The organism is Methylobacterium sp. 275MFSha3.1, from assembly GCF_900108435.1.
Classification (GTDB): Bacteria; Pseudomonadota; Alphaproteobacteria; order Rhizobiales; family Beijerinckiaceae; genus Methylobacterium.
Genome location: NZ_FNWP01000018.1, coordinates 107,531 through 133,109, shown reverse-complemented (window position 1 = coordinate 133,109; position 25,579 = coordinate 107,531). Strand labels below are relative to the sequence as shown.

Annotated in this window: 25 protein-coding genes; 16 read left to right on the top strand and 9 right to left on the bottom strand. The window is 71.4% G+C overall.

The annotated features are described in order from the left end of the window. The first annotated feature begins 77 nt into the window (after positions 1–77). The 3 genes from BLW78_RS21085 to BLW78_RS21075 all read left to right on the top strand — a co-directional run bounded on the left by BLW78_RS21085 (position 78) and on the right by BLW78_RS21075 (position 3,919). Positions 78–1,169: an alkene reductase gene (locus tag BLW78_RS21085; protein WP_020093884.1), complete on the top strand. Its 1,092-nt coding sequence runs from the start codon at positions 78–80 to the stop codon at positions 1,167–1,169. A 103-nt stretch (positions 1,170–1,272) separates the two neighbouring features. Beyond that, positions 1,273–3,186: a PAS domain S-box protein gene (locus BLW78_RS21080; RefSeq protein WP_091681868.1), complete on the top strand. Its 1,914-nt coding sequence runs from the start codon at positions 1,273–1,275 to the stop codon at positions 3,184–3,186. A 22-nt stretch (positions 3,187–3,208) separates the two neighbouring features. Beyond that, positions 3,209–3,919 carry an HAD hydrolase-like protein gene (locus BLW78_RS21075; RefSeq protein ID WP_244527000.1) on the top strand — a complete coding sequence of 237 codons (711 nt, stop codon included), beginning with the start codon at positions 3,209–3,211 and terminating at the stop codon, positions 3,917–3,919. On the opposite strand, the gene bamE is transcribed toward BLW78_RS21075, so the two are convergent. Then, positions 3,856–4,353, bottom strand: a complete 498-nt coding sequence (bamE, locus tag BLW78_RS21070) for an outer membrane protein assembly factor BamE (protein ID WP_020093881.1) — start codon at positions 4,351–4,353, stop codon at positions 3,856–3,858. The two genes, BLW78_RS21075 and bamE, sit on opposite strands and share 64 nt — an antisense overlap. Before the next feature lie 155 nt (positions 4,354–4,508). Here bamE and BLW78_RS21065 point away from each other — a divergent pair, with 155 nt between their 5' ends. The 12 genes from BLW78_RS21065 (at position 4,509) to BLW78_RS21010 (ending at position 16,034) form a co-directional block, all read left to right on the top strand. After that, on the top strand, positions 4,509–5,078 hold the full coding sequence (locus BLW78_RS21065) for a ubiquinol-cytochrome C chaperone family protein (RefSeq protein WP_020093880.1): 570 nt from the start codon (positions 4,509–4,511) through the stop codon (positions 5,076–5,078). Beyond that, a complete protein-coding gene (locus tag BLW78_RS21060) occupies positions 5,075–5,605 on the top strand; it encodes a YceD family protein (protein ID WP_020093879.1) in 531 nt (176 codons plus the stop codon). The genes BLW78_RS21065 and BLW78_RS21060 overlap by 4 nt, the downstream gene beginning before the upstream one ends. 144 nt (positions 5,606–5,749) lie before the next feature. Next, on the top strand, positions 5,750–6,784 hold the full coding sequence (plsX, locus tag BLW78_RS21055) for a phosphate acyltransferase PlsX (RefSeq protein ID WP_091681865.1): 1,035 nt from the start codon (positions 5,750–5,752) through the stop codon (positions 6,782–6,784). A 99-nt stretch (positions 6,785–6,883) separates the two neighbouring features. Then, positions 6,884–7,891: a beta-ketoacyl-ACP synthase III gene (locus BLW78_RS21050; RefSeq protein ID WP_051123757.1), complete on the top strand. Its 1,008-nt coding sequence runs from the start codon at positions 6,884–6,886 to the stop codon at positions 7,889–7,891. Positions 7,892–8,058: 167 nt separating this feature from the next. After that, positions 8,059–8,379: an integration host factor subunit alpha gene (locus BLW78_RS21045; protein WP_020093876.1), complete on the top strand. Its 321-nt coding sequence runs from the start codon at positions 8,059–8,061 to the stop codon at positions 8,377–8,379. Between the two features lie 114 nt (positions 8,380–8,493). Continuing rightward, positions 8,494–8,994, top strand: a complete 501-nt coding sequence (locus BLW78_RS21040; RefSeq protein WP_091681863.1) for a MerR family transcriptional regulator — start codon at positions 8,494–8,496, stop codon at positions 8,992–8,994. Positions 8,995–9,083: 89 nt separating this feature from the next. Continuing rightward, positions 9,084–9,503, top strand: coding sequence for a hypothetical protein (locus tag BLW78_RS21035; RefSeq protein WP_026605037.1), 420 nt, complete (start codon positions 9,084–9,086; stop codon positions 9,501–9,503). A 120-nt stretch (positions 9,504–9,623) separates the two neighbouring features. Further along, positions 9,624–10,067, top strand: a complete 444-nt coding sequence (locus tag BLW78_RS21030) for an Ig-like domain-containing protein (RefSeq protein ID WP_026605036.1) — start codon at positions 9,624–9,626, stop codon at positions 10,065–10,067. A 218-nt stretch (positions 10,068–10,285) separates the two neighbouring features. Beyond that, positions 10,286–12,238 carry a PrkA family serine protein kinase gene (locus tag BLW78_RS21025; RefSeq protein ID WP_020093872.1) on the top strand — a complete coding sequence of 651 codons (1,953 nt, stop codon included), beginning with the start codon at positions 10,286–10,288 and terminating at the stop codon, positions 12,236–12,238. Between the two features lie 193 nt (positions 12,239–12,431). After that, positions 12,432–13,733: a YeaH/YhbH family protein gene (locus tag BLW78_RS21020; RefSeq protein ID WP_020093871.1), complete on the top strand. Its 1,302-nt coding sequence runs from the start codon at positions 12,432–12,434 to the stop codon at positions 13,731–13,733. Positions 13,734–13,767: 34 nt separating this feature from the next. Then, the gene (locus BLW78_RS21015) at positions 13,768–15,339 is read left to right on the top strand and encodes a SpoVR family protein (protein ID WP_091681862.1); all 1,572 of its coding nucleotides are present in this window, start codon (positions 13,768–13,770) and stop codon (positions 15,337–15,339) included. 266 nt (positions 15,340–15,605) lie between these two features. Next, a complete protein-coding gene (locus tag BLW78_RS21010) occupies positions 15,606–16,034 on the top strand; it encodes a PaaI family thioesterase (RefSeq protein ID WP_091681860.1) in 429 nt (142 codons plus the stop codon). A 107-nt stretch (positions 16,035–16,141) separates the two neighbouring features. On the opposite strand, the gene BLW78_RS21005 is transcribed toward BLW78_RS21010, so the two are convergent. The 4 genes from BLW78_RS21005 to glyA all read right to left on the bottom strand — a co-directional run bounded on the left by BLW78_RS21005 (position 16,142) and on the right by glyA (position 19,834). Then, complete coding sequence (locus BLW78_RS21005; RefSeq protein WP_091681859.1) at positions 16,142–16,771, bottom strand: riboflavin synthase; 630 nt, start codon at positions 16,769–16,771, stop codon at positions 16,142–16,144. Between the two features lie 3 nt (positions 16,772–16,774). Next, complete coding sequence (gene ribD, locus BLW78_RS21000) at positions 16,775–17,884, bottom strand: bifunctional diaminohydroxyphosphoribosylaminopyrimidine deaminase/5-amino-6-(5-phosphoribosylamino)uracil reductase RibD (protein ID WP_091681857.1); 1,110 nt, start codon at positions 17,882–17,884, stop codon at positions 16,775–16,777. Next, the gene (nrdR, locus tag BLW78_RS20995; protein WP_056523583.1) at positions 17,881–18,414 is read right to left on the bottom strand and encodes a transcriptional regulator NrdR; all 534 of its coding nucleotides are present in this window, start codon (positions 18,412–18,414) and stop codon (positions 17,881–17,883) included. Before nrdR ends, ribD begins: the two co-directional genes overlap by 4 nt. 115 nt (positions 18,415–18,529) lie before the next feature. Continuing rightward, positions 18,530–19,834 (bottom strand): serine hydroxymethyltransferase, encoded by a 1,305-nt coding sequence (gene glyA / locus BLW78_RS20990; RefSeq protein WP_012320887.1) that lies wholly within the window; start codon positions 19,832–19,834, stop codon positions 18,530–18,532. Positions 19,835–20,375: 541 nt separating this feature from the next. On the opposite strand from glyA, the gene BLW78_RS20985 reads away from it, so the two are divergent. Then, complete coding sequence (locus BLW78_RS20985; RefSeq protein ID WP_091681856.1) at positions 20,376–20,825, top strand: hypothetical protein; 450 nt, start codon at positions 20,376–20,378, stop codon at positions 20,823–20,825. Positions 20,826–20,847: 22 nt separating this feature from the next. On the opposite strand, the gene BLW78_RS20980 is transcribed toward BLW78_RS20985, so the two are convergent. From BLW78_RS20980 to BLW78_RS20965, 4 genes are all read right to left on the bottom strand, one after another. Next, complete coding sequence (locus BLW78_RS20980; protein WP_091681854.1) at positions 20,848–21,165, bottom strand: cupin domain-containing protein; 318 nt, start codon at positions 21,163–21,165, stop codon at positions 20,848–20,850. Positions 21,166–21,238: 73 nt separating this feature from the next. After that, complete coding sequence (locus tag BLW78_RS20975; RefSeq protein ID WP_091681853.1) at positions 21,239–22,030, bottom strand: DUF937 domain-containing protein; 792 nt, start codon at positions 22,028–22,030, stop codon at positions 21,239–21,241. Between the two features lie 110 nt (positions 22,031–22,140). Beyond that, positions 22,141–23,577, bottom strand: a complete 1,437-nt coding sequence (locus tag BLW78_RS20970) for an MATE family efflux transporter (protein ID WP_091681851.1) — start codon at positions 23,575–23,577, stop codon at positions 22,141–22,143. A gap of 17 nt (positions 23,578–23,594) precedes the next feature. Beyond that, positions 23,595–25,568, bottom strand: a complete 1,974-nt coding sequence (locus tag BLW78_RS20965) for a monovalent cation:proton antiporter-2 (CPA2) family protein (RefSeq protein ID WP_091681850.1) — start codon at positions 25,566–25,568, stop codon at positions 23,595–23,597. Between the last annotated feature and the right edge of the window lie 11 nt (positions 25,569–25,579).

Genomic DNA, 25,579 nt, shown 5'->3' with positions numbered 1-25,579 from the left:
TCGCGGCGCCGCAGCGCCACCTCGGCGCCGGATTAAAACCCGGACGCGGCCCCCGCCGCACCAGCACGAGGTAACCCATGCCGTCCCTGCTCGACCCGATCCGCATCGGCGCCATCGAGGCGAAGAACCGGATCTTCATGGCGCCGCTGACCCGCGGCCGCGGCACCCGCGAGCACGTGCCCACCCCGATCATGGCCGAGTACTACGCCCAGCGCGCCGGCGCCGGCCTGATCCTCACCGAGGCCACCGGTATCAGCCAGGAGGGGCTCGGCTGGCCCTACGCGCCCGGCATCTGGTCCGACGCCCAGGTCGACGCGTGGCGGCCGATCGTGAAGGCTGTGCACGACAAGGGCGGCAAGATCGTCTGTCAGATCTGGCACATGGGCCGGATGGTCCATTCGGACTTCCTCGGCGGCGCCAAGCCGGTCTCGTCCTCGGCCACGACGGCGCCCGACCAGGCCCACACCTATTCCGGCAAGAAGCCCTACAGCGAGGCCCGCGCCCTGGAGGTGTCCGAGATCCCGCGCCTGCTCGGCGATTACGAGCGGGCCACCGCCAACGCCCTGGCTGCCGGGTTCGACGGGGTGCAGATCCACGCCGCGAACGGCTACCTGATCGACGAGTTCCTCCGCGACGGCACCAACCACCGCACCGACCAGTATGGCGGGTCCGTCGAGAACCGCGTACGGCTCCTGCGTGAGGTGACCGAGGCGGTGGCGAAGGTCGCCGGGCCGGAGCGCACCGGCGTGCGCCTCTCGCCGAACGGCGCGATCCAGGGCTGCAACGACTCGAACCCGGAGCCGCTGTTCGTCGCCGCCGCCCAGGCGCTCGCCGATGCCGGGATCGCCTTCCTGGAGATGCGCGAGCCGGGGCCGAACGGCACCTTCGGCAAGGCCGACCACCCGCCGATCGCCCCGGCGATGCGGCGCGTGTTCCGCAACCCGATGATCCTGAACGCCGACTACGACGGGGTCAGCGGTCAGAAGGCGCTGGATGCCGGCGAGGCCGACGCCATCGCGTTCGGCCGGACCTTCATCGCCAACCCGGACCTCGCCGAGCGGATCGCCAGGAAGGCGCCGCTCGCCAAGGACGACGCCGCGACGTGGTACAGCCAGGGCCCCGAGGGCTACGTCGACTACCCGACCCTGACCGAGTCCCGCGCCGCCTGACGCGCCGCGGTCGCGCGCCCTGCCGCGGCCCGGAGGGCTGCGGCAGGAAACCGCGGCGGTTCCTTGGCAGCGGGCCGTCGCGCGCCTATGTGAGGGCAGGACCATGGATGTGCCTGCACCTCACGCGCTCGCGGAAGCCGGACCGACCGACGGGCGCTGGCGCGCCGCCGACCGGATCGCCGAACTGCGCGATCTCGCGATCCTCGATTCCGAGCCCGAGCCGCTCTACGACGACCTCGTGCGGGTCGCCGCCTATGTCTGCCGGGCGCCGGTCGCGCTCGTCAGCCTCGTCGATGCCGAGCGGCAGTGGTTCAAGTCGGAGGTGGGCCTCGGCAAGCGCGAGCTGCCGATCAATTGCTCGGTCTGCGCCCACACGATCGAGGCCGGCGACCTTCTCGTCATCCCGGACCTGACCGCGGACCCCCGGACCACCGAGAATCCCCTCGTGACCGGGGCACCGGCCTTCCGGTTCTACGCGGGTGCGGTGATCCGCGGCAGCCACGGCATCCCGCTCGGCGCGCTGTGCGTGCTGGACCGCGTCCCGCGGCCGGAGGGGCTCGATTCGGAGCAGACCGCGACCCTGCTGGCGCTGGCGCGCCAGATCTCCAGCCTGCTGGAGCACCGCAGGACGCTGGCGCAGGTCGCCGCCCGCGAGGCGGAGATCGCCGCGAGCGAGCGCCGCTTCCGCGTGATGACCTCGGCGATGCCCCAGATGGTCTGGACCACGCGGCCGGACGGGTTCCACGACTACTACAACGATCGCTGGTACGAGTTCACCGGCGTCCCCTACGGCTCCACCGACGGCGAGGGCTGGAACGGTGTGTTCCATGCCGAGGACCAGGACAGGGCCTGGGCGCGGTGGCGCCACTGCCTCGCGACCGGCGAGCCCTACGAGATCGAGTATCGCCTGCGCCACCACAGCGGCGACTACCGCTGGACCCTGGGGCGGGCCATGCCGATCCGGGACGCCGAGGGGCGGATCGAGCGGTGGTTCGGGACCTGCACCGACATCGACGATTTGAAGCGCGCCGAGGCCGAGGCCCGCAAGCTCGCGGCGATCGTCGAGACGTCCAAGGACTTCATCGGGCTCAGCACCCTCGAGGGCGCGATCACCCATCTCAACGAGGCGGCCATGGCCCTGGTCGGCCTGCCCGATCTCGCCGCCGCCCGCGCCAAGAAGGTGCCCGACTTCTTCACCGACGACAGCCGCCGGATCCTGGCCGAGACCGTGATGCCGGCGGTGCGCCGGGACGGGTTCTGGGAGGGCGAACTCGCCTTCCGGCACTTCGTCACCGGCGAGCCCCTGGCGGTGCTCTACAACATCTTCCCGGTGCGCGACCCGACCGGGACCGAGCTCGGCTACGCCACCGTCACCCGCGACCTGCGCGAGGCCAAGCGCGCCGAGGAGGCCCGCGACCTGCTGATCCGCGAGCTGTCGCACCGGATCAAGAACATCTTCGCGGTGGTGGGCGGCCTCGCCGCCCTGACCGCGCGGACCGACCCCGCGGCCAAGCCCTTCGTGGCCGCGTTCCGCGAGCGGCTCGGCGCCCTGGCCCGGGCCCACGAATACGTCCGCCCGCACTCCCCCGACAGCGCCCCGCCGGTCGCTGGCCAGACGGTGCTCGGGCTGATGCGCCTGATCATGGCCGCCTACGAGGAGAACGGACGCGCCCGCGTGGTGATCTCGGGGGACGATGCCGAGATCGGCGAGCGCACCGCGACGGCCCTCGCGCTGATCATGCACGAGCAGGCGACGAACGCGGTCAAGTACGGCGGCCTGTCGACGCGGGAGGGCGGCGTCTCGCTGAGCGGGACCCGCGAGGCGGGCCGCTACACGCTGACCTGGCGCGAGGAGGGCGGCCCGCAGATCGCCGGCGCGCCGTCCCGGAAGGGATTCGGCACGGTGCTGGCCGAGCGCAGCGTCGCCGGCCAGCTCGACGGGGCGCTGGAGCACGACTGGGCGCCGGGCGGTCTCCTGATGCGGCTCAGCGTCCCGCTCGAGAACCTGCGGACCTGACGTGGCTCGGATGCCGGCCCGGATGCCGGCCGCGACCGGGCCGGGTCTCGTCGTCCTCGACTTCGACGGCACGCTGGCCGACAGTTTCGGGTGGTTCTGCTCGGTGCTGAACGGTGTCGCCGACCGCTACCGCTTCCGCCGGGTCGAGGCCCACGAGGTGGAGGAGCTCCGGCTCCAGGGCGCCCGGGCGATCGTCGCCCATCTCGGCATCCCGCGCTGGAAGCTGCCGCTCATCGCCCGCCACATGCACGCGCTGGCCGCCCGCGACGCCGCGCAGATCGCCCTGTTTCCCGGCGTCCCGGCGATGCTGGCCGCGATCGCGGCGGCGGGCGTGCCGCTGGCGATCCTGTCGTCGAATCGCGCCGACACGGTGCGGCGGGTGCTCGGACCGGACAATGCCGCCCGCATCGGCAGCTACGCCTGCGGGGCGTCGATCTTCGGGAAGGCGCGCCGGCTGCGGGCGTTGCTCGCGCGGACCGGGGTTCCGCCGCACCGGGCCCTCTGCGTCGGCGACGAGATCCGGGACCTCGAGGCGGCGCGGGCGCTGGGCTGCCCGTTCGGCGCCGTGGCCTGGGGCTACACCGACCCACGGGCCCTCGTGTCCCACGGCCCCGAGCACCTGTTCCCGGAGCCCGGGGCGATCGCCCGCCTCGTGGCGGGCGAGGCCGGTCACATGCCGCGATTCGCGCCCGGCACGACGCTGGTGCCGCTGCCGCTGCCGAACGGCTCGTAGCGGGTCAGGCCGCGGAACAGCTGGCTGAGGAAGGCGCGGTCGGCGCCGCTCGTCGGCGTGGTGCGCTCGATGAAGTCGAAGATCCGGCCGTCCTGAAGGCCGTAGAGCGCCACGCGCTCGACCTTGAAGGCGGGGGTGAAGTACACGGCCGTGACCTTCTGGTCCTCGACCTGCTCGCCCAGGAACATGATCGTCCGGCGGGTGTTCTGCGAGATGTAGTACCAGGACTTGTTGCCGACCGTGGACACGGTCGAGGGCGTGCCCAGGATCTGCAGCACCTGCTCGGGGCCCATGCCGGGCTTGATCGTGGCGAGCGCCGCCTGATCGACCTGGTAGCCGTGGCGCAGCTCCTCGCCGATGCAGCCCGACAGACCGGTTGCCGCGAGGCCGAGCAGGGCGAGGCGCGCGAAGGACTGGACGAAACGGCGCCGCATCGGGCCCCCAGAGAGCGTGTTGACGGACGGGGCGCGACCGTCGCCGCCGGCACGGGGCTCCGACGGCGCTTGCGCCCTGGGCGTGGGTTGCCGTACCGCGGGGTTATGGCTTTGACAAGGCAAGCTTGGCCACAGAGGGCCGGGGTTCGACACCGATGATCGCCGGGCTGTTCCGCCGCGCGGGCGCGCGCCGCCGCGCCGTCGAGGGGCTGCACGTCGCCCTGAGTGAGGCCGCGCGCCGGCCGGGCCTCTACACGGATCTCGGCGTGCCCGACACCGTGGAGGGCCGGTTCGAATCCCTGTGCCTGCACGCGATCCTGGTCCTGCGCCGGCTGAACCGGCTGCCGCCGCCGGCCGCCGAGGTGGCGCAGGATCTGGTGAACTCGGTCTTCACCCAGCTCGACGCCTCCCTGCGCGAACTCGGCGTCGGCGACATGGGCGTGTCCAAGCGGATGAAGAAGCTCGGCGCCGCCTTCTACGGCCGGGCCGAGGGCTACGACGCGGCCCTGGAGGCCGGCGACGCCGCGGCCCTGGCGGCCGCCCTCGTCCGCAACGTGCTCGGCGGCGAGGGGGACGGGCGCGGTCTCGCCGCCTACGTGCGGGCGGCCGACGCCGCCCTCGCCGGGGCCGATCTCGACGGGCTGCTCGCGGCCGGGCCGCCCTTCCCGGAGCCCGACGGCTTCGCGCCGGTACCGGCCGGCCCTGACCACGGAGGACGCGCATGAGCCGCGATGCCAGCAGCCGCGATGCCGGCCAGGACGCTTTCCCGCTCGCGCGCTGGGTCAATGTCGAGCGCCTGCCCCAGGGGCGCGGCGCCGTCACCGTGGAGGCGAGCCCGGCCGAGTGCGCGGCGCTGGCCGCCGATTTCGGCATCCCGGGGATCCGCGACCTCGTCGGGCGCTTCGCCATCGAGGGGGCGACCAGCCGCCTCACCGTGACCGGCACCGTGGAGGCCCTGGTGACCCAGGTCTGCACCGTCAGCCTCGAACCCTTCGAGGCGCCGGTCCGGGAGCCGGTCGAGGTGGTGTTCACCGACACCGACCGGCTCGCCGGCACCGATGCCGAGGACGCCGACATCCCCGACCCCCTGGTCGGCGGCCGCATCGATTTCGGCGCGCTCACCGCCGAGTTCCTGGCGCTGGGCCTCGACCCGTACCCGCGCAAGCCCGGCATCGCCTTCGAGCCGGTCGTGGCGGGCGACGAGGCCGGACCCCTCGACGGCCTGCGCAAGCTCCGCGACCGCGACGGCTGAGGCCGCCGCGTCCGGCCGGAACCGCCGGCCGCCCGATTTCATTTGCCCGCCGGGCCGGTATCGCTATGGTCCGCCGCGCCCGGCGGGCCCCGTCCCGCCGCCGTCCGACCCCTTTCCCGCCGAGACCCGCGACCCGCTACCGACATGTCCCAACGCGTGTGCATCTCGCTCGACGCCATGGGTGGCGACCACGGGCCCACCACGGTCGTGCCCGGCGCGGCGCTGGCCCGGGAGCGCCATCCCGGCACCACCTTCCTCATGTTCGGCGACGAGGCGGTGATCGCGCCGCTGGTCGCCAAGGAGCCCCGGCTCAAGGACTGCGTGGAGATCCGCCACACCAGCGTGGCCGTGGCCATGGACGACAAGCCGAGCCAGGCGGTGCGCCAGGGCCGGGGCAAGTCGTCAATGTGGCAGGCGATCCAGGCGGTCCGCGACGGGCAGGCCGATGCCTGCGTGTCGGCCGGCAACACCGGCGCGCTGATGGCGATGTCGAAGATCTGCCTGAAGACCATGTCGGGCATCGAGCGCCCGGCCATCGCCTGCCTGTGGCCGACCGTGCGCGGCGAGAGCGTCGTGCTCGACGTCGGCGCCACGATCGGCACGGATGCCGAGCACCTCGTCGAGATGGCCGTGATGGGCTCGGCCATGGCGCGCATCGTGTTCGACCTCGAGCGTCCGACCGTCGGCCTGCTCAACGTCGGCACCGAGGAGATGAAGGGCAACGAGGCGGTCAAGGAGGCCGCCCGGATCCTGCGCGAGATGGAGGGCCCCGGGCTGACCTATCACGGCTTCGTCGAGGGCACCGATCTCGGGCGCGGCACGGTCGACGTGGTGGTGACCGAGGGGTTCACCGGCAACATCGCCCTCAAGACCGCCGAGGGCACCGCCAAGCAGATCGGCACCTATCTGCGCTCCGCCATGACCCGGACACTGGCCGCCAAGATCGGCGCCCTGTTCGCGCGTCAGGCCTTCAAGGCCCTCAAGGACAAGATGAACCCGAGCCGGGCCAACGGCGGGGTGTTCCTCGGCCTCGAGGGCATCGTCATCAAGAGCCACGGCTCGGAGAACGCGCAGGGCTTCGCCGCGGCGATCGATCTGGCGCACGACATGGCGCGCCACGACATGATCCGCACGATCCGCGAGATGCTCGACCAGACGGCGGCGCTGGCGCCGGCCTGACGCCGGCACCGGGCCTCCGTCGACGGACGGGATGGAAATCGGACGCCCGCGGCTTCACAACCGGCGATTGTGAAGCTGGATCGTCCGGGAAGGACAATGATGGCAACCCTCCGCACTGACCCCGAGCAGCACCGGCGCGTCCCCCCTCTGCGCTCGGTGGTGGTCGGGACCGGCTCGAGCCTGCCCGCGCGGGTGGTGACGAACGCCGACCTCGCCGAGCGGGTGGACACGTCCGACGAGTGGATCGTCCAGCGGACCGGGATCCGCCAGCGCCACCTCGCGGGACCCGACGAGACCACCTCGGTCCTCGGTACGCGCGCCGCCAGGGCGGCCCTCGACGATGCCGGGCTGAGCGCGGACGACATCGACCTCGTCATCTGCGCCACCTCGACGCCGGATCACACCTTCCCGGCGACCGCGACCCAGATCCAGGCGGCACTGGGCATCCATCAGGGCGCGGCCTTCGACCTGCAGGCGGTGTGCGCCGGCTTCGTCTTCGCGGTCTCGACCGCCGACAAGTTCCTGACCACGGGGGCCGCCCGCCGGGCCCTCGTGATCGGCGCCGAGACCTTCTCGCGGATCGTCGACTGGGAGGACCGCACCACCTGCGTGCTGTTCGGCGACGGGGCCGGCGCCGTCGTGCTGGAGGCGCAGGAGGGGGCCGGGGACCGCGGCGTCCTCAGCGCGAGCCTGCGGTCGGACGGACGCCACCGGGAGAAGCTCTACGTCGACGGCGGCCCCGGCTCCACCGGCACAACCGGCCACCTGCGCATGGAGGGCCGCGACGTGTTCCGATTCGCCGTCGGGCAGGTCACCGACGTGATCGTCGAGGCCTTCGCGCAGGCGGGCATCACCGCGGAGGAACTCGATTGGTTCGTGCCGCATCAGGCCAACCGCCGGATCATCGAGGCCTCGGCCGACAAGCTCGGTGTCGCCCGGGACAAGATCGTCCTGACGGTGGACCGCCACGGCAACACCTCGGCGGCCTCGATACCCCTGGCCCTCGACGTGGCGCGGCGGGACGGCCGCATCCGGGCGGGCGACCTCGTGATGATCGAGGCGATCGGCGGCGGGTTCAGCTGGGGCGCCGCGCTGATCCGCTGGTAGCGTTTCGGGCGGCGCGCCCGAAACGATTCGCTGTCCCGGCGCGGTTGACCGGGGGCGGAGCGCCGATTAGCGTGCCGGATCATAGGGATACGCCTTCAGCGTTCGGCGCGGCCAAGGGTGCTGCGCCATGCGTCATGGGGCGAGCGACGCGGGCGAGGGGACACGGCATGGCAGGCAAGACGGTGACGCGCGCCGACTTGAGCGAGGCCGTCTACCACCAGGTGGGCCTGTCGCGGACCGAGTCGGCCGCCCTCGTCGAGACCGTGCTGTCCGAGATCTGCAGCTGCCTCGCGAGCGGCGAGACGGTGAAGCTGTCCTCGTTCGGCTCCTTCGTGGTCCGCAGCAAGGGCAAGCGCGTCGGCCGCAATCCCAAGACCGGGGTCGAGGTCGCGATCGAGCCGCGGCAGGTGATGGTGTTCAAGCCCTCCAACGTGCTCAAGGCCAAGATCAACGGCCTGAACGGCGCGGGCGACCACGACGACGAGTGAGCGCGCCGCGAATGCGGCCGCGTCGGCGAGCGCTTCGGGCGGGCTCTTCAGGCTTGAGTGCGGCCCCGCGAGCCGGCAAGATCGGGCCGCTTCGCCCCGCTCCGTAAGACGCCCATGCCGCCAGCCCTCGCCGCCTCGACCGACGAACCGCCGACCGGGATCGGCGAGAAGAGCGCCCACGCGTTCCGGACGATCAGCGAGGTGGCCGAAGAGCTCGACGTGCCCCAGCACGTCCTGCGGTTCTGGGAAACCCGCTTCGGCCAGATCCGCCCCGTGAAGCGGGCGGGGGGGCGCCGCTACTACCGGCCCCAGGACATCGAGCTCGTCGCCGGCATCCGCCATCTCCTGCACGTGCAGCGCTACACCATCGCGGGGGCGCAGCGGGTCCTCAAGGAGAACGGCGTCCGCTTCGTGCAGGCCGTCGGCCGCGGCGAGGCCGTGGCGGCCGAGCCGCTGCTTCAGGAGGTCGAGACCGAGGCGGGAGCCCGGAGCGGGACCGGGGGCGCGACATTCGGCGCGTCGGACCGGGCGGCCCTGGCCGAGGCGCTGGACGAGTTGCGCGCCTGCCGCGCCCTGCTCGACGGGCTGCGCGACCTGCCCGACATGGAGGCCTGAGCGGGCCTGAGCGGGCCTGCCGGGCTCGACGACCCCGGCACCGCGCGCGGCGGGCGAACTTTCCGGCAACACGTCGCGTTGTCGCCCGCATGGCCGCGCCCAAACCCAAGTTGACGCCCAGCCAGGAACTGATGGCCCGCATCATGCGGATCGTCCGCTCCTGCCCGGAGGCGGCGTCCGAAGTCCTGGAGCTGATGTTCCTCGTCAGCCAGATCGAGGCGGCCACCGGGGTCGACCGGGACTATCGCGACGCCAAGCGGGTGATCAGCCGCTTGCGCAACCCGCTCTGGGAGATGGGTCCCACCGACCGGGAGAAACTCCTGGCGGCCGCCGAGACGATTCGCCGGGTCTGCCGGCTGGCCGAGGACGAGATTCCCCCCGTGCCGGTGGCCGATGCCGGGGAGCGGGCGCGGGTCGAGGGGCGGCTCGCCGCCGCCCTGGCCGGCGAGTTCGACGCGGCGCAGATCGCCCGCATCACCGGGATCGTCGCGGCGGCCCTCCAGAATTAACCCGCCGCCCGAGCCCTCGACGCCCGTGCGCGGCGTCCCCACATGGTCTCCACCGATGAACGGGACATCCGGACGCGTGTCCGGGGAGAGGTCCCGGGTCGGCACTGGAGAGACGCTGCCATGATTGCCCTACGTCCGCTCGCCGCGCTGCTCGCAGGGAGCATGGCACTGGCCGGGCCCGCCCTGGCCCAGACGCCGTCCAGCCGAACCAAGACGGTGGCGCCCGGCAAGACGGTCCGCATCGAGATCGCGCCCAACCTCAAGAAGGATTGTTCTCCTGGGCCGATGCCGGAGTTCAAGGTCTCGGGCCCGCCGAAGAACGGGTCGGTGATCACCAAGGTTGGCAAGCTGAAGACGCCGGCGAGCTACCGCTGTCCCAACAAGGAAGCGGCCGTCCAGGCGCTGTTCTACCAGCCCAACAACGGATTCACCGGCACCGACGAAGTGACGTTCGAGGTCAAGAGCTCCGACGGCCAAGTCCAGACGCAGACCGTCAAGATCACGGTCGGGGGCGCGGGGACCAAATCAGGAGACGACGGCAAGAAAGAGGGCACGGATTTGTGAGCAGGCTCCGGCCGAAACGGTATCTGGCCAGTCCTGCCGCTCGGTCAGCCGTCCGGGGGCGTCACGGAGTCTCGTCCGTGACGCCTTCAGCGCTCCGGAGTGTTGCATGCAATCGACATGCCGGGCGCCATGCTCGCCGCACTGCGACAAAAGCGGGCCTGTCGGTTGCATCCGAGCCGAGACAGGATGAAGCTGTCACGGTCTGAGAGGGTTATCGAATGCCGATGCATGCGACGAACGACCTTTTCCAGAGCTTCGCCCGAGGGTACGAGGCCCGCCGCGACACGGAGATGACGCTCTCCGAGTACCTGGAGGCCTGTCGCGACGAGCCCCTGATGTACGCCTCGGCCGCCGAGCGCATCCTCGCGGCGATCGGCGAGCCGGAATTCGTGGACACCGCCAGGGATTCGCGCCTCGGCCGGATCTTCATGAACCGGACGATCCGGACCTACCCGGCCTTCCGCGAATTCTACGGCATGGAGGAGACGATCGAGCGGATCGTCTCGTTCTTCCGCCACGCCGCGCAGGGCTTGGAAGAGCGCAAGCAGATCCTCTACCTGCTCGGGCCGGTGGGCGGCGGTAAGTCGTCGCTGGCCGAGCGGCTGAAGCTCCTGATGGAGGTTCACCCCGTCTACGTACTCAAGGCTGGGGACGAAGTGTCGCCGGTCTTCGAGAGCCCGCTGGGCCTGTTCGACCCCGAGACCATGGGCGAGGAGATCCAGCGCCGCTACGGCATCCCGCGCCGGCGGCTGACCGGCCTGATGAGCCCCTGGGCGCTGAAGCGCCTCGACGAGTTCAACGGCGACATCTCGCGCTTCAAGGTGATCAAGGTCCGGCCGTCGCGCCTGCGCCAGATCGCCATCGCCAAGACCGAGCCGGGCGACGAGAACAACCAGGACATCTCCTCGCTCGTCGGCAAGGTCGACATCCGGCGGCTGGAGACGCTGTCGCAGGCCGATCCCGACGCCTACTCGTACTCGGGCGGCCTGAACCGGGCGAACCAAGGCATCCTCGAGTTCGTCGAGATGTTCAAGGCGCCGATCAAGATGCTGCACCCGCTGCTCACCGCGACGCAGGAGGGCAACTACGTCGGCACCGAGAATATCGGCGCGATCCCGTTCACCGGCGTGATCCTCGCCCACTCGAACGAAGCCGAGTGGCAGACCTTCAAGACCAACAAGAACAACGAGGCCTTCATCGACCGGATCTACGTGATCAAGGTCCCGTACTGCCTGCGTGTCACCGAGGAGCAGCGGATCTACGAGAAGCTGATCTCCGGCTCGGAGCTGTCGGACGCGGCCTGCGCCCCCGGCACGCTGGAGATGCTGGCGCGGTTCTCGGTGCTGTCGCGGCTCCGCGAGCACGCCAATTCCAACGTCTTCTCGAAGATGCGGGTCTACGACGGCGAGTCCCTGCGCGAGGTCGATCCCCGCGCCCGCTCGATGCAGGAGTACAAGGACACGGCCGGCGTCGACGAGGGCATGGACGGGATCTCGACCCGCTTCGCCTTCAAGGTGCTGGCCGCGACCTTCAACCACGACACCACCGAGGTCTCGGCCGACCCGGTGCACCTGATGTACGTGCTGGAGCAGTCGCTGCGCCGCGAGCAGCTCCCGCCCGAGACCGAGAAGAAGTACCTGGAATTCATCAAGACCGAACTGGCCCCGCGCTACGCGGAGTTCATCGGCCACGAGATCCAGAAGGCCTACCTCGAATCGTACCACGATTACGGGCAGAACCTGTTCGACCGGTACATCGACTACGCCGACGCCTGGATCGAGGACCAGGACTTCAAGGACGCCGAGACCGGCCAGCTCATGAACCGGGAGCTCCTGAACCAGGAGTTGACCAAGATCGAGAAGCCCGCCGGGATCGCCAACCCGAAGGACTTCCGCAACGAGGTGGTGAAGTTCGCCCTGCGCTCCCGGGCGCAGCACGGCGGCCGGAATCCCAGCTGGACCAGCTACGAGAAGCTGCGCGAGGTGATCGAGCGGCGGATGTTCTCCCAGGTGGAGGAGCTGCTGCCGGTGATCTCCTTCGGCTCGAAGAAGGACGGCGAGACCGAGAAGAAGCACGGCGAGTTCGTCGAGCGCATGGTCGCGCGCGGCTACACCGAGCGGCAGGTCCGCCGCCTGGTGGAGTGGTACATGCGGGTGAAGCAGGCCGGCTGAGGGACGACGGGGCTCGACCGGCCCGCTCGGTCGGCCGGGCCCCGTTCCGACCCTCCGCCGCCACAGTTTCGGACGACCGGCCGGCGAAGATCGCGGCCCTGCTGCCAAAGAGGGATCCTTCCCTCCGGTGACAGCATGGTACGACAAGGGTCCGGACCCAGCCGGAGCACGCGGACGAGGGTTTTCGCAGCGGATGCACATCGTCGACCGACGTTTGAACCCGGGCGGCAAGAGCCTCCCGAACCGCCAGCGCTTCCTGCGGCGCGTGAAGGACGTGGCCCAGCGCGCGGTGCGAGAATCCGCCCGCGAGAAGGACATCAAGGATCTCGGCAAGGACGGCCGCGTCACCGTGCCGGCGGACGGCGTCCGGGAGCCCCGATTCTCGCGCCAGCCCGGCACCGGCCTGCAGGATCACATCCTGCCCGGCAACAAGACCTACGTGGAGGGCGACACGATCGAGCGCCCGCCGGGCAGCGGCGGTGGTCGCGGCTCCGGCGAGGGCGGGGAGGGCGGCGAGAACAGCGAGGACGCGTTCCGCTTCGTGCTCACCCGCGAGGAGTTCCTGGAACTCTTCCTCGAGGATCTGGAATTGCCGGACCTCGCCAAGCGTCGCCTCGCCATCGTCGAGACGGAAGGGTTGCGCCGGGCGGGCTACACGGTCACCGGCTCGCCGGCGAACCTCGCGCTCACCCGCACCCTGCGGAACTCGATGTCGCGGCGGATCGCCCTCAAGCGCCCGAAGCCCGACGAGGTGGCGGCCCTGGAGGCCCGGCTCGACGCCCTCGCCGAGGGGCATCCGGAGCGGCCGGACCTGGAGCAGGCGCTGTTCCGGCTGCGCGAGCGCGCGAAGCGCATCCCCTACGTCGACCCGATCGACCTGCGCTTCCGCCGGTTCGAACCCTATCCGCGGCCGATCGCGCAGGCGGTGATGTTCTGCCTGATGGACGTGTCCGGCTCGATGACCGAGCACATGAAGGACCTCGCCAAGCGGTTCTACATCCTGCTGCACATCTTCCTGACGCGGCGCTACCGCCACGTCGAGATCGTGTTCATCCGCCACACCGACCGGGCGACCGAGGTGGACGAGGAGACCTTCTTCGGCTCCCGCGAGACCGGCGGCACCCTGGTCTCGTCGGCGCTCGTGGAGATGAAGCGCGTCATCGCCGAGCGCTACGACCCGAACGACTGGAACATCTACGCGGCCCAGGCCTCGGACGGCGACAACGTCTCCTCCGACGGACCGACCTCCACGGAGCTGCTGCGGTCGCACATCCTGCCGGCCTGCCAGCACTTCGCCTATCTGGAGGTGGGCGACGAGAACGGTCCCCGCGCCGGCTTCGTCGAGCACCGCACCACCCTGTGGCGGACGTACGAGGCCATCGCCAAGGCCGGCGGCCCGATCGCCATGCGCAAGGTCAACCACCGCCGGGAGATCTACCCGGTCTTCCGCGAGCTGTTCGGGCGCAAGGAAGGCCGCGCCGAGGCGGAGGCGTGATGCCGTCGCACGCATCGACCGATCGGGAGGCCGCATGACGCTCGTCAAGGCACGCACGCCCCAGATCATCGCGGGCAACCAGAAGCCGCTGTTCACCGGCAACGACTGGGATTTCGACACGATCCGGCGGATCCACGACGCCTGCGAGGCGGTGGCCGGGCCGCAGCTCGGACTGTCGTGGTACCCGAACCAGATCGAGATCATCACGGCCGAGCAGATGCTCGACGCCTACGCATCGATCGGCATGCCGCTGTTCTACAAGCACTGGTCGTTCGGCAAGCACTTCGCCCAGCACGAAGCCGGCTACCGGCGCGGCCTGATGGGGCTCGCCTACGAGATCGTCATCAACTCGGACCCGTGCATCTCCTACGTCATGGAGGAGAACACGGCGACGATGCAGACGCTCGTCATCGCGCACGCCGCCTTCGGCCACAACCACTTCTTCAAGAACAACTACCTGTTCCGGCAGTGGACCGACGCCGAGGGCATCCTCGACTACCTCGACTTCGCCAAGGGCTTCATCGCCCGCTGCGAGGAGCGCTACGGCCACCAGGCGGTGGAGCAGGTGCTCGACGCCGCCCACGCGCTGATGAGCCAGGGCGTCCACCGCTACCCGCGCAAGAAGCGGCCGGACCTCGCCTCCGAGCAGCGGCGCGAGCGCGAGCGGATCGAGCACGGCGAGCAGATCTACAACGATCTCTGGCGCACCCTGCCGCAGAAAATCGGCACGGCGCGTCCGGACGCGGCCGCCGAGCGGCGCAAGGCGCTGCTCGAACTGCCGCAGGAGAACATCCTGTATTTCCTGGAGAAGGCCGCGCCCCGCCTGCGCCCCTGGCAGCGCGAGATCCTGCGCATCGTCCGCCTGGTCGCCCAGTACTTCTACCCGCAGCGCCAGACCAAGGTGATGAACGAGGGCTGCGCGACCTACTGCCACTACCGGATCATGAACGCCCTGTCGGAATCCGGGCAGATCACCGAGGCGGCCTATCTCGAGTTCCTGCAGTCGCACACCAACGTCATCCGGCAGCCGAACTACGACGACCGCTCCTACGGCGGCCACAATCCCTACGCGATCGGTTTCGCGATGATGCAGGACATCGCCCGCATCGCCGAGCAGCCGACCGAGGAGGATCGGGCGTGGTTCCCCGACATCGCCGGGGTCGGCGACGCCATGGCGGTCCTGCGCGACTGCTGGGAGAATTACCGGGACGAGAGCTTCATCCAGCAGTTCCTGTCGCCCAAGCTGATGCGCGACCTGCGCCTGTTCCACGTGGTCGACGATCCCGACGAGCCGGAGCTGCGGGTGGAGGCGATCCACGACGAGCGCGGCTATCGCAAGCTGCGCCGCTCCTTCGCGCGGCAGTACGACGTGGCGTGGCTCGACCCCGACATCGAGGTGGTGGACGTGGATCTGGAGGGCGACCGGCGCCTGATCCTGCACCACAAGGCGATCAACAAGATCACCCTGCAGAAGGACGACGCCAAGCGGGTGCTGCAGCACCTCGCCGACCTCTGGGGCTACGACGTGGTGCTCAAGGAGGTCGAGCCGGCCACCGGCGCGGTGCTCGGCGAGATCACCGCCAGCGCGCGGCCGATCTTCTTCTGAGCGGGACGGCGGGAGGGCGCCTCCCGCCCGGTTCCCCGTCCTGATGTGGCGTCCGGCCGAAACCCTCGATGGCGGCAGCCCTCCGTCATCACGAGCGCAGCGAAGTGACCCAGGGTCGCGCGACATCGGTGAATGTAGCGCCGACTGGATCGCTTCGCGCCGCTCGCCAAGACGGCACCGGCCGATCGACCGGGACCTTCCGATGAGGACGGCAGTTCCGAAGGCCTCGTGATTGCCTCGGCGGTACCGCCGTGCTGCATGGGGCAATGACCGCCACGATCCTCACCCTCGCCGAGACCGGCGACTTCCTCGACCGCGAATTCCCGCAGATGCAGGCGGGCGGGCGCGCCTACCACCTCGAGGCCGTGGGACCGCTCTCGGCGCGGATGCGGCTCGAAGCCCACGAGCGCTTCCTGCGTCCCGGCGCGACCGTGTCGGGGCCGGCCATGATGGCGCTGGCCGACTACGCCCTCTACGCGGCGATCCTGGCCAATATCGGTCCCGTGGCGCTCGCGGTGACGACGAGCCTCACCTTCAACTTCCTGCGCAAGCCCGCCACGGGGGATCTCGTGGCCGAATGCCGGCTGCTCAAGCTCGGCCGGCGCCTCGCCGTCGGCGAGGTGTCGATCACCGCCGTCGGCAGCCCGGACCTCGTCTGCCACGCCACCGGCACCTACTCGATCCCGCCGCGCTGACGCGCCGTCTTCGCGAGCGCAGCGAAGCAACCCAGGGCAGCGCGCGATTGCCAGACGGGGCGTGTCGCTGGGTTGCTTCGCCGCGCTCGCAAGGACGGGAGGCTTGCTCAGCCGACACGCGCCTCGGCGAGCCGGGCGGCGTAGCGGGCGATCAGGTCGACCTCCAGGTTGAGCCGGTCCCCCTGCCGCCGCTCGCCCCAGGTGGTGACCTGGAGCGTGTGCGGGATCAGCAGCACCGAGAACAGGTCATCCTCGACCGCATTCACGGTGAGCGAGGTGCCGTCAAGGCAGACCGAGCCCTTCTCGGCGATGAATCTCTTCACGGCGGCCGGCGCCCGCAGGGTGAAGCGCTCGCTGGCGCCCCAGGCATCGGCGGTCACGCTCACGCGCTCCACGATTTCGGCGAGGCCATCGACGTGACCGGTGACGAGATGGCCGCCGAGCTCGTCGCCGACCTTCAGGGAGCGTTCGAGGTTGATCCGCGTGCCCGCCACCCAGCTGCCGACGGTGGTGCGCGCCAGCGTCTCGGCGGCGGCGTCGACCGCGAAGACGCAGCCGCCCGTGGCGGGCTCCACCGACACGGCGGTGAGGCACGGTCCGGCGCAGGCGATCGAGGCGCCGAGCGCGATCGTCGCCGGATCGTAGGCGGCGCGGATCGCGATCCGGCGCAGATCACCGTCGCCCGAGACCGAGACCGAGACGACCGTGCCGATAGCGCTGACCAAGCCCGTGAACATCGCTTACGTCCTGTTGCGTTCGTAGGTCACGGCCGTGTCGGGCCCGAGCTGCAGCCGCTCGGCCTCCCGGAACCGGTCGCCCACCAGGGCCTCCGCCAGGGCCGGGCCCAGGGCCGGCAGGCCGCCCGCTGCGCCCAGCTCCGCCGGCCCGGTGACCAGCGTGCAGGCATCGATCAGATCGGCCCGAGCCAGCGCCTCCGCAAGGCGGGGGCCGCCCTCGCTGCACAGGCGGGTCAGGCCGCGCTCGCCGAGACGCGCCAGGGCCGCCGGAAGGTCGATCCCGCCGGCCGCGTCCGCCGCTACGGTGGCGACCTCGACGCCGAGGGCCTCCAGGGCCCGCCGCGCGTGGGCCGGGGCCGAGCGGGTCGTGAGCACCAAAGTCGGCGTGTCGCGGGCGGTGCGGGCGAGGACGCTTGCCGGGGAGAGCCGCAGATGCGTGTCGAGCACGACCCGCAGGGGCGAGCGCGTGCCGAGGCCCGGCAGCCGCACGGTCAGCGACGGGTCGTCGGCCCGGGCGGTGCCGATGCCGATCAGGATCGCGTCGGCGTGGGCCCGCCACAGGTGGACCGCCCCGTCCGCCACCGGCCCGGTGATCCGCAGGCGCTCCGGCCCGGCGGAAGCGCAGAAGCCGTCGCGGGTGCGGGCGAGCTTGAGGTGCAGGGCCGGGCGGCCGCGGGTCACCCGGGTGACGTGGCCGACATGGTCGCGCGCCGCCTCCTCCCGCATCAGCCCGGTCTCGACCGCGACGCCGCCCCGCCGAAGGAGATCGTGGCCGCGCCCGGCCACCCGCGGGTCGGGATCCTCCAAGGCGCTGACCACCCGGGCGATCCCGGCGGCCAGGATCGCGTCGGTGCAGGGCGGCGTGCGGCCGTGATGGGAGCAGGGCTCCAGGGTGACGTAGAGGGTCGCGCCGCGGGCGGCCTCGCCGGCGGCGGCGAGCGCCACGGGTTCCCCGTGCGGGCGCCCGCCCGGCGCCGTGGCCGCCGTCCCGAGGATGCGGCCGGTTTCGGGCTCGACCACGACGGCGCCGACCGACGGGTTCGGCCAGGTGGTGCCGAGCCCGCGTCGGCCCAGCGCCAGGGCGAGGCGCATGAAGTTCGGGTCACCGCTCATGGACGCCCGGCGCGGCGCCGCCCCGACGCCTCGGGCTCCGGGTCGCCCTCCGGACCCGGCGCGGCCGCCGGTACCGGCGTGCCGTCGCTCAGCGTGCCGAGCAGCTCCTCGAAGTCCCGGGCCTCGCGGAAGTTCTTGTAGACGGAGGCGAAGCGCACGTAGGCGACGTCGTCGAGGCCCTTCAGCCCCGCCATCACCAGCTCGCCGATCGCCTCGGAGGTCACCTCGGGCTCGCCGGCGCTCTCGAGCTGCCGGGTGATGCCGCTGACCAGCCGCTCGATCCGCTCCGGATCGACGGCGCGCTTGCGCAGCGCCACGTCGATGGAGCGCTGGAGCTTGTCGCGGTCGAACGGCACGCGCTTGCCCGAGCGCTTGAGCACCACGACCTCGCGGAGCTGCACGCGCTCGAAGGTGGTGAAGCGGCCGGCGCAGTCCGGGCAGACCCGGCGGCGCCGGATCGCGGCGCCGTCCTCGGAGGGCCGCGAGTCCTTCACCTGGGTCTCGGAGCCGCCGCAGTAGGGACAGCGCATGGATCTCGCTACTCGGGCATGGAAACGGCCGCGGACCGGTCGGATCCGCGGCCGTTTCCTAATCTACCGCGGGCCGGCCCGGAAGACCGGCCCCGGCTCAAGCGGCCCTCTTGCCTCAGCCGTAGATCGGGAACCGGTCCGTCAGCGCGTGGACGCGGGTCTTGACGTCGGCCTCGACCGCGCTGTCGCCGGCCTCACCCTTGGCGGCGAGCCCGTCCAGCACCTCGACGATGAAGCCGCCGATCTGCTTGAACTCGGCAACGCCGAAGCCGCGCGAGGTGCCGGCCGGGGTGCCGAGCCGGATGCCCGAGGTGATGGTCGGCTTCTGCGTGTCGAAGGGGACGCCGTTCTTGTTGCAGGTGATGTGCGCCCGCGACAGGGCCGCCTCGGCGGCCTTGCCGGTGAGGCCCTTCCGCTGGAGGTCGACCAGCATCAGGTGGTTGTCGGTGCCGCCCGAGGTGATGTCGTAGCCGCCCGAGATCAGCGTGTCGGCGAGCGCCCGGGCGTTCTCCACCACCTGGCGGGCGTAGATCTTGAACTCGGGCTTCAGCGCCTCGCCGAAGGCCACCGCCTTGCCGGCGATGACGTGCATCAGCGGGCCGCCCTGGAGACCGGGGAAGATCGCCGAGTTGAACTTCTTGGCGAGCGCCTCGTCGTTCGTCAGGATCATGCCGCCGCGCGGGCCGCGGAGGGTCTTGTGGGTCGTCGTGGTGGCGACGTGGGCGTGCGGGAACGGCGACGGGTGGACGCCGGCCGCCACGAGGCCCGCGAAGTGGGCCATGTCGACCATGAAGTAGGCGCCGACCGAGTCGGCGATCTCGCGGAACTTGGCGAAGTCCCAGTGGCGCGGGTAGCCCGAGCCGCCGGCGATGATCACCTTCGGCTTGTGCTCCTGGGCGAGCTGGGCGACCTGCTCCATGTCGATCCGCTGGTCCTCGCGGCGCACCGTGTAGGAGACCGGCTTGAACCACTTGCCCGAGACGTTCGGCGGGGCGCCGTGCGTCAGGTGGCCGCCGGCGGCGAGGTCGAGGCCCAGGAAGGTATCGCCGGGCTGCATGAGCGCCAGGAACACGCCCTGGTTGGCCTGGGAGCCGGAATTCGGCTGCACGTTGGCGAAGCCGCAGTCGAACAAGCGCTTGGCGCGCTCGATGGCGAGATCCTCGGCGATGTCCACGAACTGGCAGCCGCCGTAGTAGCGCCGGCCCGGATAGCCCTCGGCGTACTTGTTGGTGAGCACCGAGCCCTGAGCCTCCAGCACGGCGCGGGAGACGATGTTCTCCGAGGCGATCAGCTCGATCTCGTGCTGCTGGCGGCCGAGCTCCTTGGCCACCGCCTCGGCGATCTCGGGGTCGGCTTCCGTCAGCGGGGCGGCGAAGAAGCTGTTGGAGAAGTGCTTGTCGGCGGCGGTACCGGCGCTCATGGTCTGCCTCTGTTCTGGTAGGGGCGATGCCCGGCCTTTCGTCGGCGTGCACGGGCGGGCGTTGAAGGTGGGATTCCTACACGCGCCGAGGGCTCAGGCCAAGCACAGGCATTTTGCTCGCGCGCCAAGAATAATTTGTCGCAGCCTGCCGCGGCGACCTCGAGAGTGCTGCCGGCATATTTTCCTTCTCTGCCACTAGCGGCTCGATAAAAGGAAAAAAGTCATGGAATAAATCATGAACGTTTCGAGGATCAGAGACGCGATGCGGTACTGTGATCTGCCGGATGTCCTGGATTATTCCATCACTGAGCTTCGGCTCGGCCTGGCCTTCATCGCGCGACGGCAGGACCAGCGCTGCCGCGGTTCGAGCGATCTGGGATATCAAGACCGGCACGGCGCAGTAGACGCCGGCTCGCGCGCGCGAGCTGCGCAGAGATGTCGGCGTGGATGACAGTTTTCCCCTCATGGAGGTTCACTTGAGACCAGGAAACTCGGTCGAGGGACTGTCAATATCCGCGATCCTACTCGGAGAGAGGTTGCCATGAGCATGGAAGCCTACGCGCTCTGCGCGGGCGCGATGCCCGGCGTGGCGGAATGGCAGGCGGCCATCCACGAAAACGGGTTCGATCCGAAACTCGACGCCGCGCGCATACCGCCGGCCACGCAAGGGCATCTGCCCGCGACCTGGCGGCGCCGCGAAGCCGGCTTCGAATGCCAGATCATTCCGCTGTCGGATCTGACGGACACCTATACCGACATCGACTTCGGCGGGCCGTGGACGTGCGTCTATGCCTTCTACTTCGCCACGCTCCCGGCTTGCGTCGGGGCGTGGATGGCTGTCGCGGCCTGCGCGGCCCAGTCGGACGGTATCGTCTTCGATCCGCAAGAGGGGCAGCTGCTCACCGCCGAGGGCGCGATCCGCTGCGCTCAGGACACGGTGGCGCGCATCGTCAGTCTGGAGGCGCAGTTCGACGCCTCGACGGGCGGCTGAGGCCGGACGGCGTGTCGCGCCGTCAGGCCCGCGGGGCGAGGTTCGTCTCGATCAGGACCGTCTCGGCCTCGAACGCGGCCGCGTGCCACGCCCCGGCCGGGAAGTGGAACACGCTGCCGGCCGAGAACGGATCGCGGCCCCGCTCGGTCTCCAGGATCCCCGAGCCCGAGAGCACCTGCACGAACTGCTCGTGATCGTGGCTGTGCGCCGGCGCCGAGACGCCGGCCGGGACGACCACGCGCACGAGGCTGGCGCCCGAGCCCGGGATCGTGCGCTTGGCGACGCCGTTCCCGCCGAGGCTCTCGGCGCGGTCGTCCCAGGCGGTCAGGTAATCGCTCATCGACGGGTCTCCTCGCCGGCAGGGTGCCGCTCCGATCGGTCGGGTCAACGCTCGACCGGACCCTGTCCCTGCGTCAACCGGTCCCGCCGGGCTGGCGGCCGCGCCGGCCCTTGCCGGCGGCGGGGTCGGCCGGCGCCGGATCCGGTCGGGCCGGGTTGGTCGACGGCGCCGGAGGCACGGCGCTCGCGGACGGCGTGCCGGAGGTGGGCCAGAAGGTCTCGAACAGCTCCTGCATCGCCCGGATGTTGTTGCCCTGAACCTCAGCCCCGGTGCGCAGCATCTGCTGGAACATGTCGGAGCCGGCCTCGCCCGCGCTCGCCTGCGGATTGGCGGTGGGCTTGGCGGCGGGCCTGACGGTAGGCTTCGGCGGCGGGGCCGGCGGCTCGACGGCGGGCATCATCGCCCTGGCCATCTCGGCCCAGGCCGGGCCGAACGGGAACGGCACGGGCGGCGGCGGCGCGCTCGGCCGCGCCGGCTCGGCCTGCGGCTGGTTCAGCATGACGTGGACGATGCTCGCCACCACGGCGCCCGCCATCATCGGCAGCATCTGGCGCAGGACCTGCGCGCCGACGCCGCTCGTCGCCGAGGCCTGCCGCAGCACCGCCTGCATCAGCTGCGCCGAGCCGAACATCTGGCCGAGGGCCTCGAACCCCTGCGCCGGCGCCGGCTTGGCGGCCTCCAGACCGAACATCCGCGCGAAGCCGGTCGGGTCCAGACCGACGCTGCGCTGGAGGCCGAGCGTCAGGGCCGGCATCAGCGCCTCGAAGGCGCGGGCCGTCTGCTCGGTCGTCAGGCCGAACGGCTGGCCCATGGCCTGAAGCCCGGCCTCGCCCTGGGCCTGGAACATCTCGAGCGGGTTGAACATGACGCCTCAATCCTGTCCCGGCCGGGACCGCCCGGGACAGGGCATCGTGACCCTTTGCGCGGGGAAATACCAGTTCCCACCCGCGGAACTTGTGCCTCCGCGCCGCCGTCTCAGCTCAGCGGCTCGGGATGAGCGTGCCCCGGCGGCAGCGGCGCCGCCCGGTGGGGCGCCTCGGCGGCGACGTCCGGCTCCGGCGGGCGTGGGCCGACCCCCTCCAGCCGGTCGACCGTGCGGCGGGCGAGCAGGATGCCGAGCGCGCCGAAGACCAGGGAGCCGACCCCCATCCCAGCCACCACGCCGCGGGGGCCGTAGAGCGACGCGCCGAGCATGGCCGGCGGGATCGTCCCGAGCGTCGCCCGGCCCCAGTTCAGCAGCGTCGAGCGCAGCGGGAAGCCGAGATTGTTGAAGGCGGCGTTGCCGAGGAACAGGAGCCCGTTGAAGAACCAGATCGCGCCGCCGACGAGGCAGAAGAAGCCGAACAGTTCGGCCGCGACCCCCTGCAGGCCGAACAGGCCGGCGAGCCATCCCCGAGCCAGCGCCAGAAGGAGCCAGACCGCGGCGCAGTAGGCCAGAGTCACCCGGATCGCCGCGCCGAGCACGCCGCGCATCCGGTCGAACAGGCCCGCGCCCCAGTTCTGCGCCAGGATCGGGCCGATCGCTCCCGACAGCGCGAACAGGCCGCCGAAGGCCACCGGCGTCAGCCGGTCGATCACCGACGCGGCCGCGACCGCGTCCGCTCCGTAGCCGGCGAACAGACGCGCCAGGAAGGCGCTCGCCACCGAGGGGGCGAGGTTCGTGAGCACGGCCGGGCCCGCGACACCCGCCAGGGCGGCCGCGTCGGCCGGCAGATCGGACAGGCGCGGCCGGCCCAGGAGGCCGTGCCGGGCGACGCCGCGGACGCCTACCGCCACGAAGGTCGCACGCGCCGCGCAGACCGTGATCGCCGCGCCCGTGACGCCGAGGCCGGCCCCGAAGATCAGCAGCGGATCGAGGAGCGCGGTGATCACGGCGCCGGACAGGGTGACCGACATCGCCTGCCGCGCCTCGCCGACCGCGCGCAGCAGCCCGGTGAACAGCATGCCGGCGGCGAGCAGCAGGTTCGACGGCAGGGTGATGTAGAGGAACAGGACGGCCACCCGCAGCGCCTCGCCCTGCGCGCCGATCAGGGTCAGGAGCGGGCCGGCCAGCAGCGCGATCAGCCCCGCGATGAAGGCGGCCACGAGGCTGCCGAGGACCAGCGCCGAGGTCGCGAGGCGCCGCGCCGCCGCGCGGTCGCGCGCGCCGACGGCCTTCCCGACCAGGGCGCCGGCCGCGATCATCAGGCCGATATTCACCGCCGTGGCGAAGAACTGGACGATGCCGGCGAAGCCGACCGCCGCCGTGAGGTTCGGGTCGCCCAGCGTCGAGACGTAGAGCAGCGACAGGAGATCGACGACGAAGATCGCCATCAGCCCCACCGAGCCGGTGGCCGCCATCACCACGACGTGGCGGAGGATCGAGCCGGTGACGAAGCGGCCCGCCTCCGCCGGGGGCGGCCCGTCGGACATGTCAGACATCCCGCCCGTCACGCATCCCGGGCACTGCCTTCCGCCTCGAGCTCGGCCTCTGGATCGGACTCCTCGGCGGCCTCCGTCTCCTGCGGGGCCAGGGCGGGCTTCTCCAGGAGCCGCTCGGCGGCCTCGCGCCGGTCGCTGCCCACGAGGTCGCGGGTCTCGGTGCTGAGCGCCCGGGCCGGCCGGACCGGGGCGGTCAGCGGCTCGGGCTTCAGCCCGGCCGCGGCGCCGCGCATCCAGCTGGACCCGTCCGGCAGGGCGCCCGCCTGCTGCAGGACCAGCCGCGCGATGTCGCGCTTGCGCACGTCGTCGGTCCGGGCCGTGGCGGCCTCCGGCGACAGGCCGAGCCCCTCCAGGGCGGCCCGCCCGAAGGCGAGGGCGGATTCGGCGGTCTCGCGGATCTGGTAGTCGACGTCCCGGTTCATCAGCTCCACCGCGTGCAGGCGGTCGTAGGCCCGCACGAAGGTCCGCACGCTCGAGAATTCCTCGTGGACGATGTCGACGATCTTGAGGGCGCCCTCCCGGTCGTCGACGCAGATGCAGACCAGCTCGACCCGCCCGATCCCGGCGGCGCGGAGCACGTCGAGGCGCGTGCCGTCGCCGTAGTAGATGCGGAAGCCGAAGCGCGAGGCCGCGCGCAGCTGCTCCACGTCCTTGTCGATCACCGTGACCGGGATGCCCTCGGCCATCAGCACGTGCGTCAGCACCTGCCCGAACCGGCCGAAGCCGATCACCAGCACCCGCGCGTCGCCGCTCTCGGACAGCTCGGTGGAGGGCTCCTCCAGCGCGAAGGTGCTGCGCGCGTTGCGCCGCTCGATCAGCTTGTCGAGACCCTTGGCGGCGATGGGGCCGATCAGCATGGTCAGCGCGGCGAGCGCCACCGCGAAGCGCGTCGCCGTGACGCCGGTGAGGCCGAGATCCTGGGCCTGCGGCAGCAGCACGAAGGCGAACTCGCCCGCGGGCGCCAGGACCGCGGCCCCCCGCAGGGCCCCGAGGGTGTCCGAGCCGAACAGCCGGAACAGGCCGGCCACGATGGCGACCTTGACCAGGATCGCCGCCAGGGTCGCACCGAACAGGGCCGGCCAGACCTCGCGCACGAGCGCGCCGTCGATCGACATGCCGACGCTCATGAAGAACAGGCCGAGCAGCATGCCGCGGAACGGCTCGATGTCGGCCTCCAGCTGGTGGCGGAAGTTCGACTCGGCGAGCAGGATGCCGGCGAGGAACGCGCCCATCGCCATCGACAGGCCGACCTGCTCCATGAGCAGCGCGGTGCCGAGCACCACCAGGAGCGCCGCGGCGGTCATCACCTCCCGGGCGCCGCTCGCCGCGAGCAGCCGGAAGAACGGGTTCAGGCCGTAGCGGCCGACCAGCACCACCGCGAGGATCGCCGCGAGCGCCTTGCCGGTGGAGACCGCGGCCTCCCCGAGCCAGGAGACGTCGGTCGCCTCGCCGGCCGAGGCCAGCAGCGGCATCAGCGCCAGGATGCCGACCACCGACAGGTCCTGGAACAGCAGGACCGCGAAGGCGCGCGCGCCGTAGGCGCTGCCGAGATCGCCCCGCTCCTCCAGGAGCTGCAGGGCCACCGCGGTGGCCGAGAGGGCGAGCGCGAGGCCGATCACCGCGGCGGCGCCGAAGCTGAGGCCCGCCACGAGGCCGGCGCCGCCGAGCACGAGCGCGCAGACGACGAGCTGCGCGGCGCCGAGGCCGAAGATGTCGCGGCGCATCGAGACGAGCTGCGACAGGTGCAGCTCCAGCCCGACGATGAAGAGCAGGAGCACCACGCCGATCTCGGCGACGCTCGCGGCCGTGTCGGGCTCGGCGATCAGCGACAGGCCGGAGGGCCCGATCAGCACGCCGGCCACGAGGTAGCCGAGCACGGCGCTCTGCCCGATCAGCCGGAAGATCGGCACGCCGATCACGGCCGCCGTGAGGAAGGTCAGGACCGGCGGCAGGAAGCTCGCATGTTCGACGGGGCTCGCCATGGTGATCGTCC

Excerpts from the sequence above, each read along its gene's own strand:
- BLW78_RS21005 (WP_091681859.1), bottom strand. The coding sequence starts at position 16,771 with ATGTTCACGGGCTTGGTCAGCGCTATCGGCACGGTCGTCTCGGTCTCG.
- BLW78_RS21075 (WP_244527000.1), top strand. The coding sequence starts at position 3,209 with ATGCCGGCCGCGACCGGGCCGGGTCTCGTCGTCCTCGACTTCGACGGC.
- BLW78_RS21020 (WP_020093871.1), top strand. The coding sequence starts at position 12,432 with ATGCACATCGTCGACCGACGTTTGAACCCGGGCGGCAAGAGCCTCCCG.
- BLW78_RS21010 (WP_091681860.1), top strand. The coding sequence starts at position 15,606 with ATGACCGCCACGATCCTCACCCTCGCCGAGACCGGCGACTTCCTCGAC.
- BLW78_RS20980 (WP_091681854.1), bottom strand. The coding sequence starts at position 21,165 with ATGAGCGATTACCTGACCGCCTGGGACGACCGCGCCGAGAGCCTCGGC.
- BLW78_RS20970 (WP_091681851.1), bottom strand. The coding sequence starts at position 23,577 with ATGTCCGACGGGCCGCCCCCGGCGGAGGCGGGCCGCTTCGTCACCGGC.
- BLW78_RS21035 (WP_026605037.1), top strand. The coding sequence starts at position 9,084 with ATGGCCGCGCCCAAACCCAAGTTGACGCCCAGCCAGGAACTGATGGCC.
- glyA (WP_012320887.1), bottom strand. The coding sequence starts at position 19,834 with ATGAGCGCCGGTACCGCCGCCGACAAGCACTTCTCCAACAGCTTCTTC.
- BLW78_RS21040 (WP_091681863.1), top strand. The coding sequence starts at position 8,494 with ATGCCGCCAGCCCTCGCCGCCTCGACCGACGAACCGCCGACCGGGATC.
- BLW78_RS21030 (WP_026605036.1), top strand. The coding sequence starts at position 9,624 with ATGATTGCCCTACGTCCGCTCGCCGCGCTGCTCGCAGGGAGCATGGCA.
- BLW78_RS21065 (WP_020093880.1), top strand. The coding sequence starts at position 4,509 with ATGATCGCCGGGCTGTTCCGCCGCGCGGGCGCGCGCCGCCGCGCCGTC.
- BLW78_RS21080 (WP_091681868.1), top strand. The coding sequence starts at position 1,273 with ATGGATGTGCCTGCACCTCACGCGCTCGCGGAAGCCGGACCGACCGAC.
- bamE (WP_020093881.1), bottom strand. The coding sequence starts at position 4,353 with ATGCGGCGCCGTTTCGTCCAGTCCTTCGCGCGCCTCGCCCTGCTCGGC.
- BLW78_RS20985 (WP_091681856.1), top strand. The coding sequence starts at position 20,376 with ATGAGCATGGAAGCCTACGCGCTCTGCGCGGGCGCGATGCCCGGCGTG.
- BLW78_RS21085 (WP_020093884.1), top strand. The coding sequence starts at position 78 with ATGCCGTCCCTGCTCGACCCGATCCGCATCGGCGCCATCGAGGCGAAG.
- BLW78_RS21060 (WP_020093879.1), top strand. The coding sequence starts at position 5,075 with ATGAGCCGCGATGCCAGCAGCCGCGATGCCGGCCAGGACGCTTTCCCG.
- BLW78_RS21025 (WP_020093872.1), top strand. The coding sequence starts at position 10,286 with ATGCCGATGCATGCGACGAACGACCTTTTCCAGAGCTTCGCCCGAGGG.
- nrdR (WP_056523583.1), bottom strand. The coding sequence starts at position 18,414 with ATGCGCTGTCCCTACTGCGGCGGCTCCGAGACCCAGGTGAAGGACTCG.
- plsX (WP_091681865.1), top strand. The coding sequence starts at position 5,750 with ATGTCCCAACGCGTGTGCATCTCGCTCGACGCCATGGGTGGCGACCAC.
- BLW78_RS21050 (WP_051123757.1), top strand. The coding sequence starts at position 6,884 with ATGGCAACCCTCCGCACTGACCCCGAGCAGCACCGGCGCGTCCCCCCT.
- BLW78_RS21045 (WP_020093876.1), top strand. The coding sequence starts at position 8,059 with ATGGCAGGCAAGACGGTGACGCGCGCCGACTTGAGCGAGGCCGTCTAC.
- BLW78_RS21015 (WP_091681862.1), top strand. The coding sequence starts at position 13,768 with ATGACGCTCGTCAAGGCACGCACGCCCCAGATCATCGCGGGCAACCAG.
- BLW78_RS20965 (WP_091681850.1), bottom strand. The coding sequence starts at position 25,568 with ATGGCGAGCCCCGTCGAACATGCGAGCTTCCTGCCGCCGGTCCTGACC.
- BLW78_RS20975 (WP_091681853.1), bottom strand. The coding sequence starts at position 22,030 with ATGTTCAACCCGCTCGAGATGTTCCAGGCCCAGGGCGAGGCCGGGCTT.
- ribD (WP_091681857.1), bottom strand. The coding sequence starts at position 17,884 with ATGAGCGGTGACCCGAACTTCATGCGCCTCGCCCTGGCGCTGGGCCGA.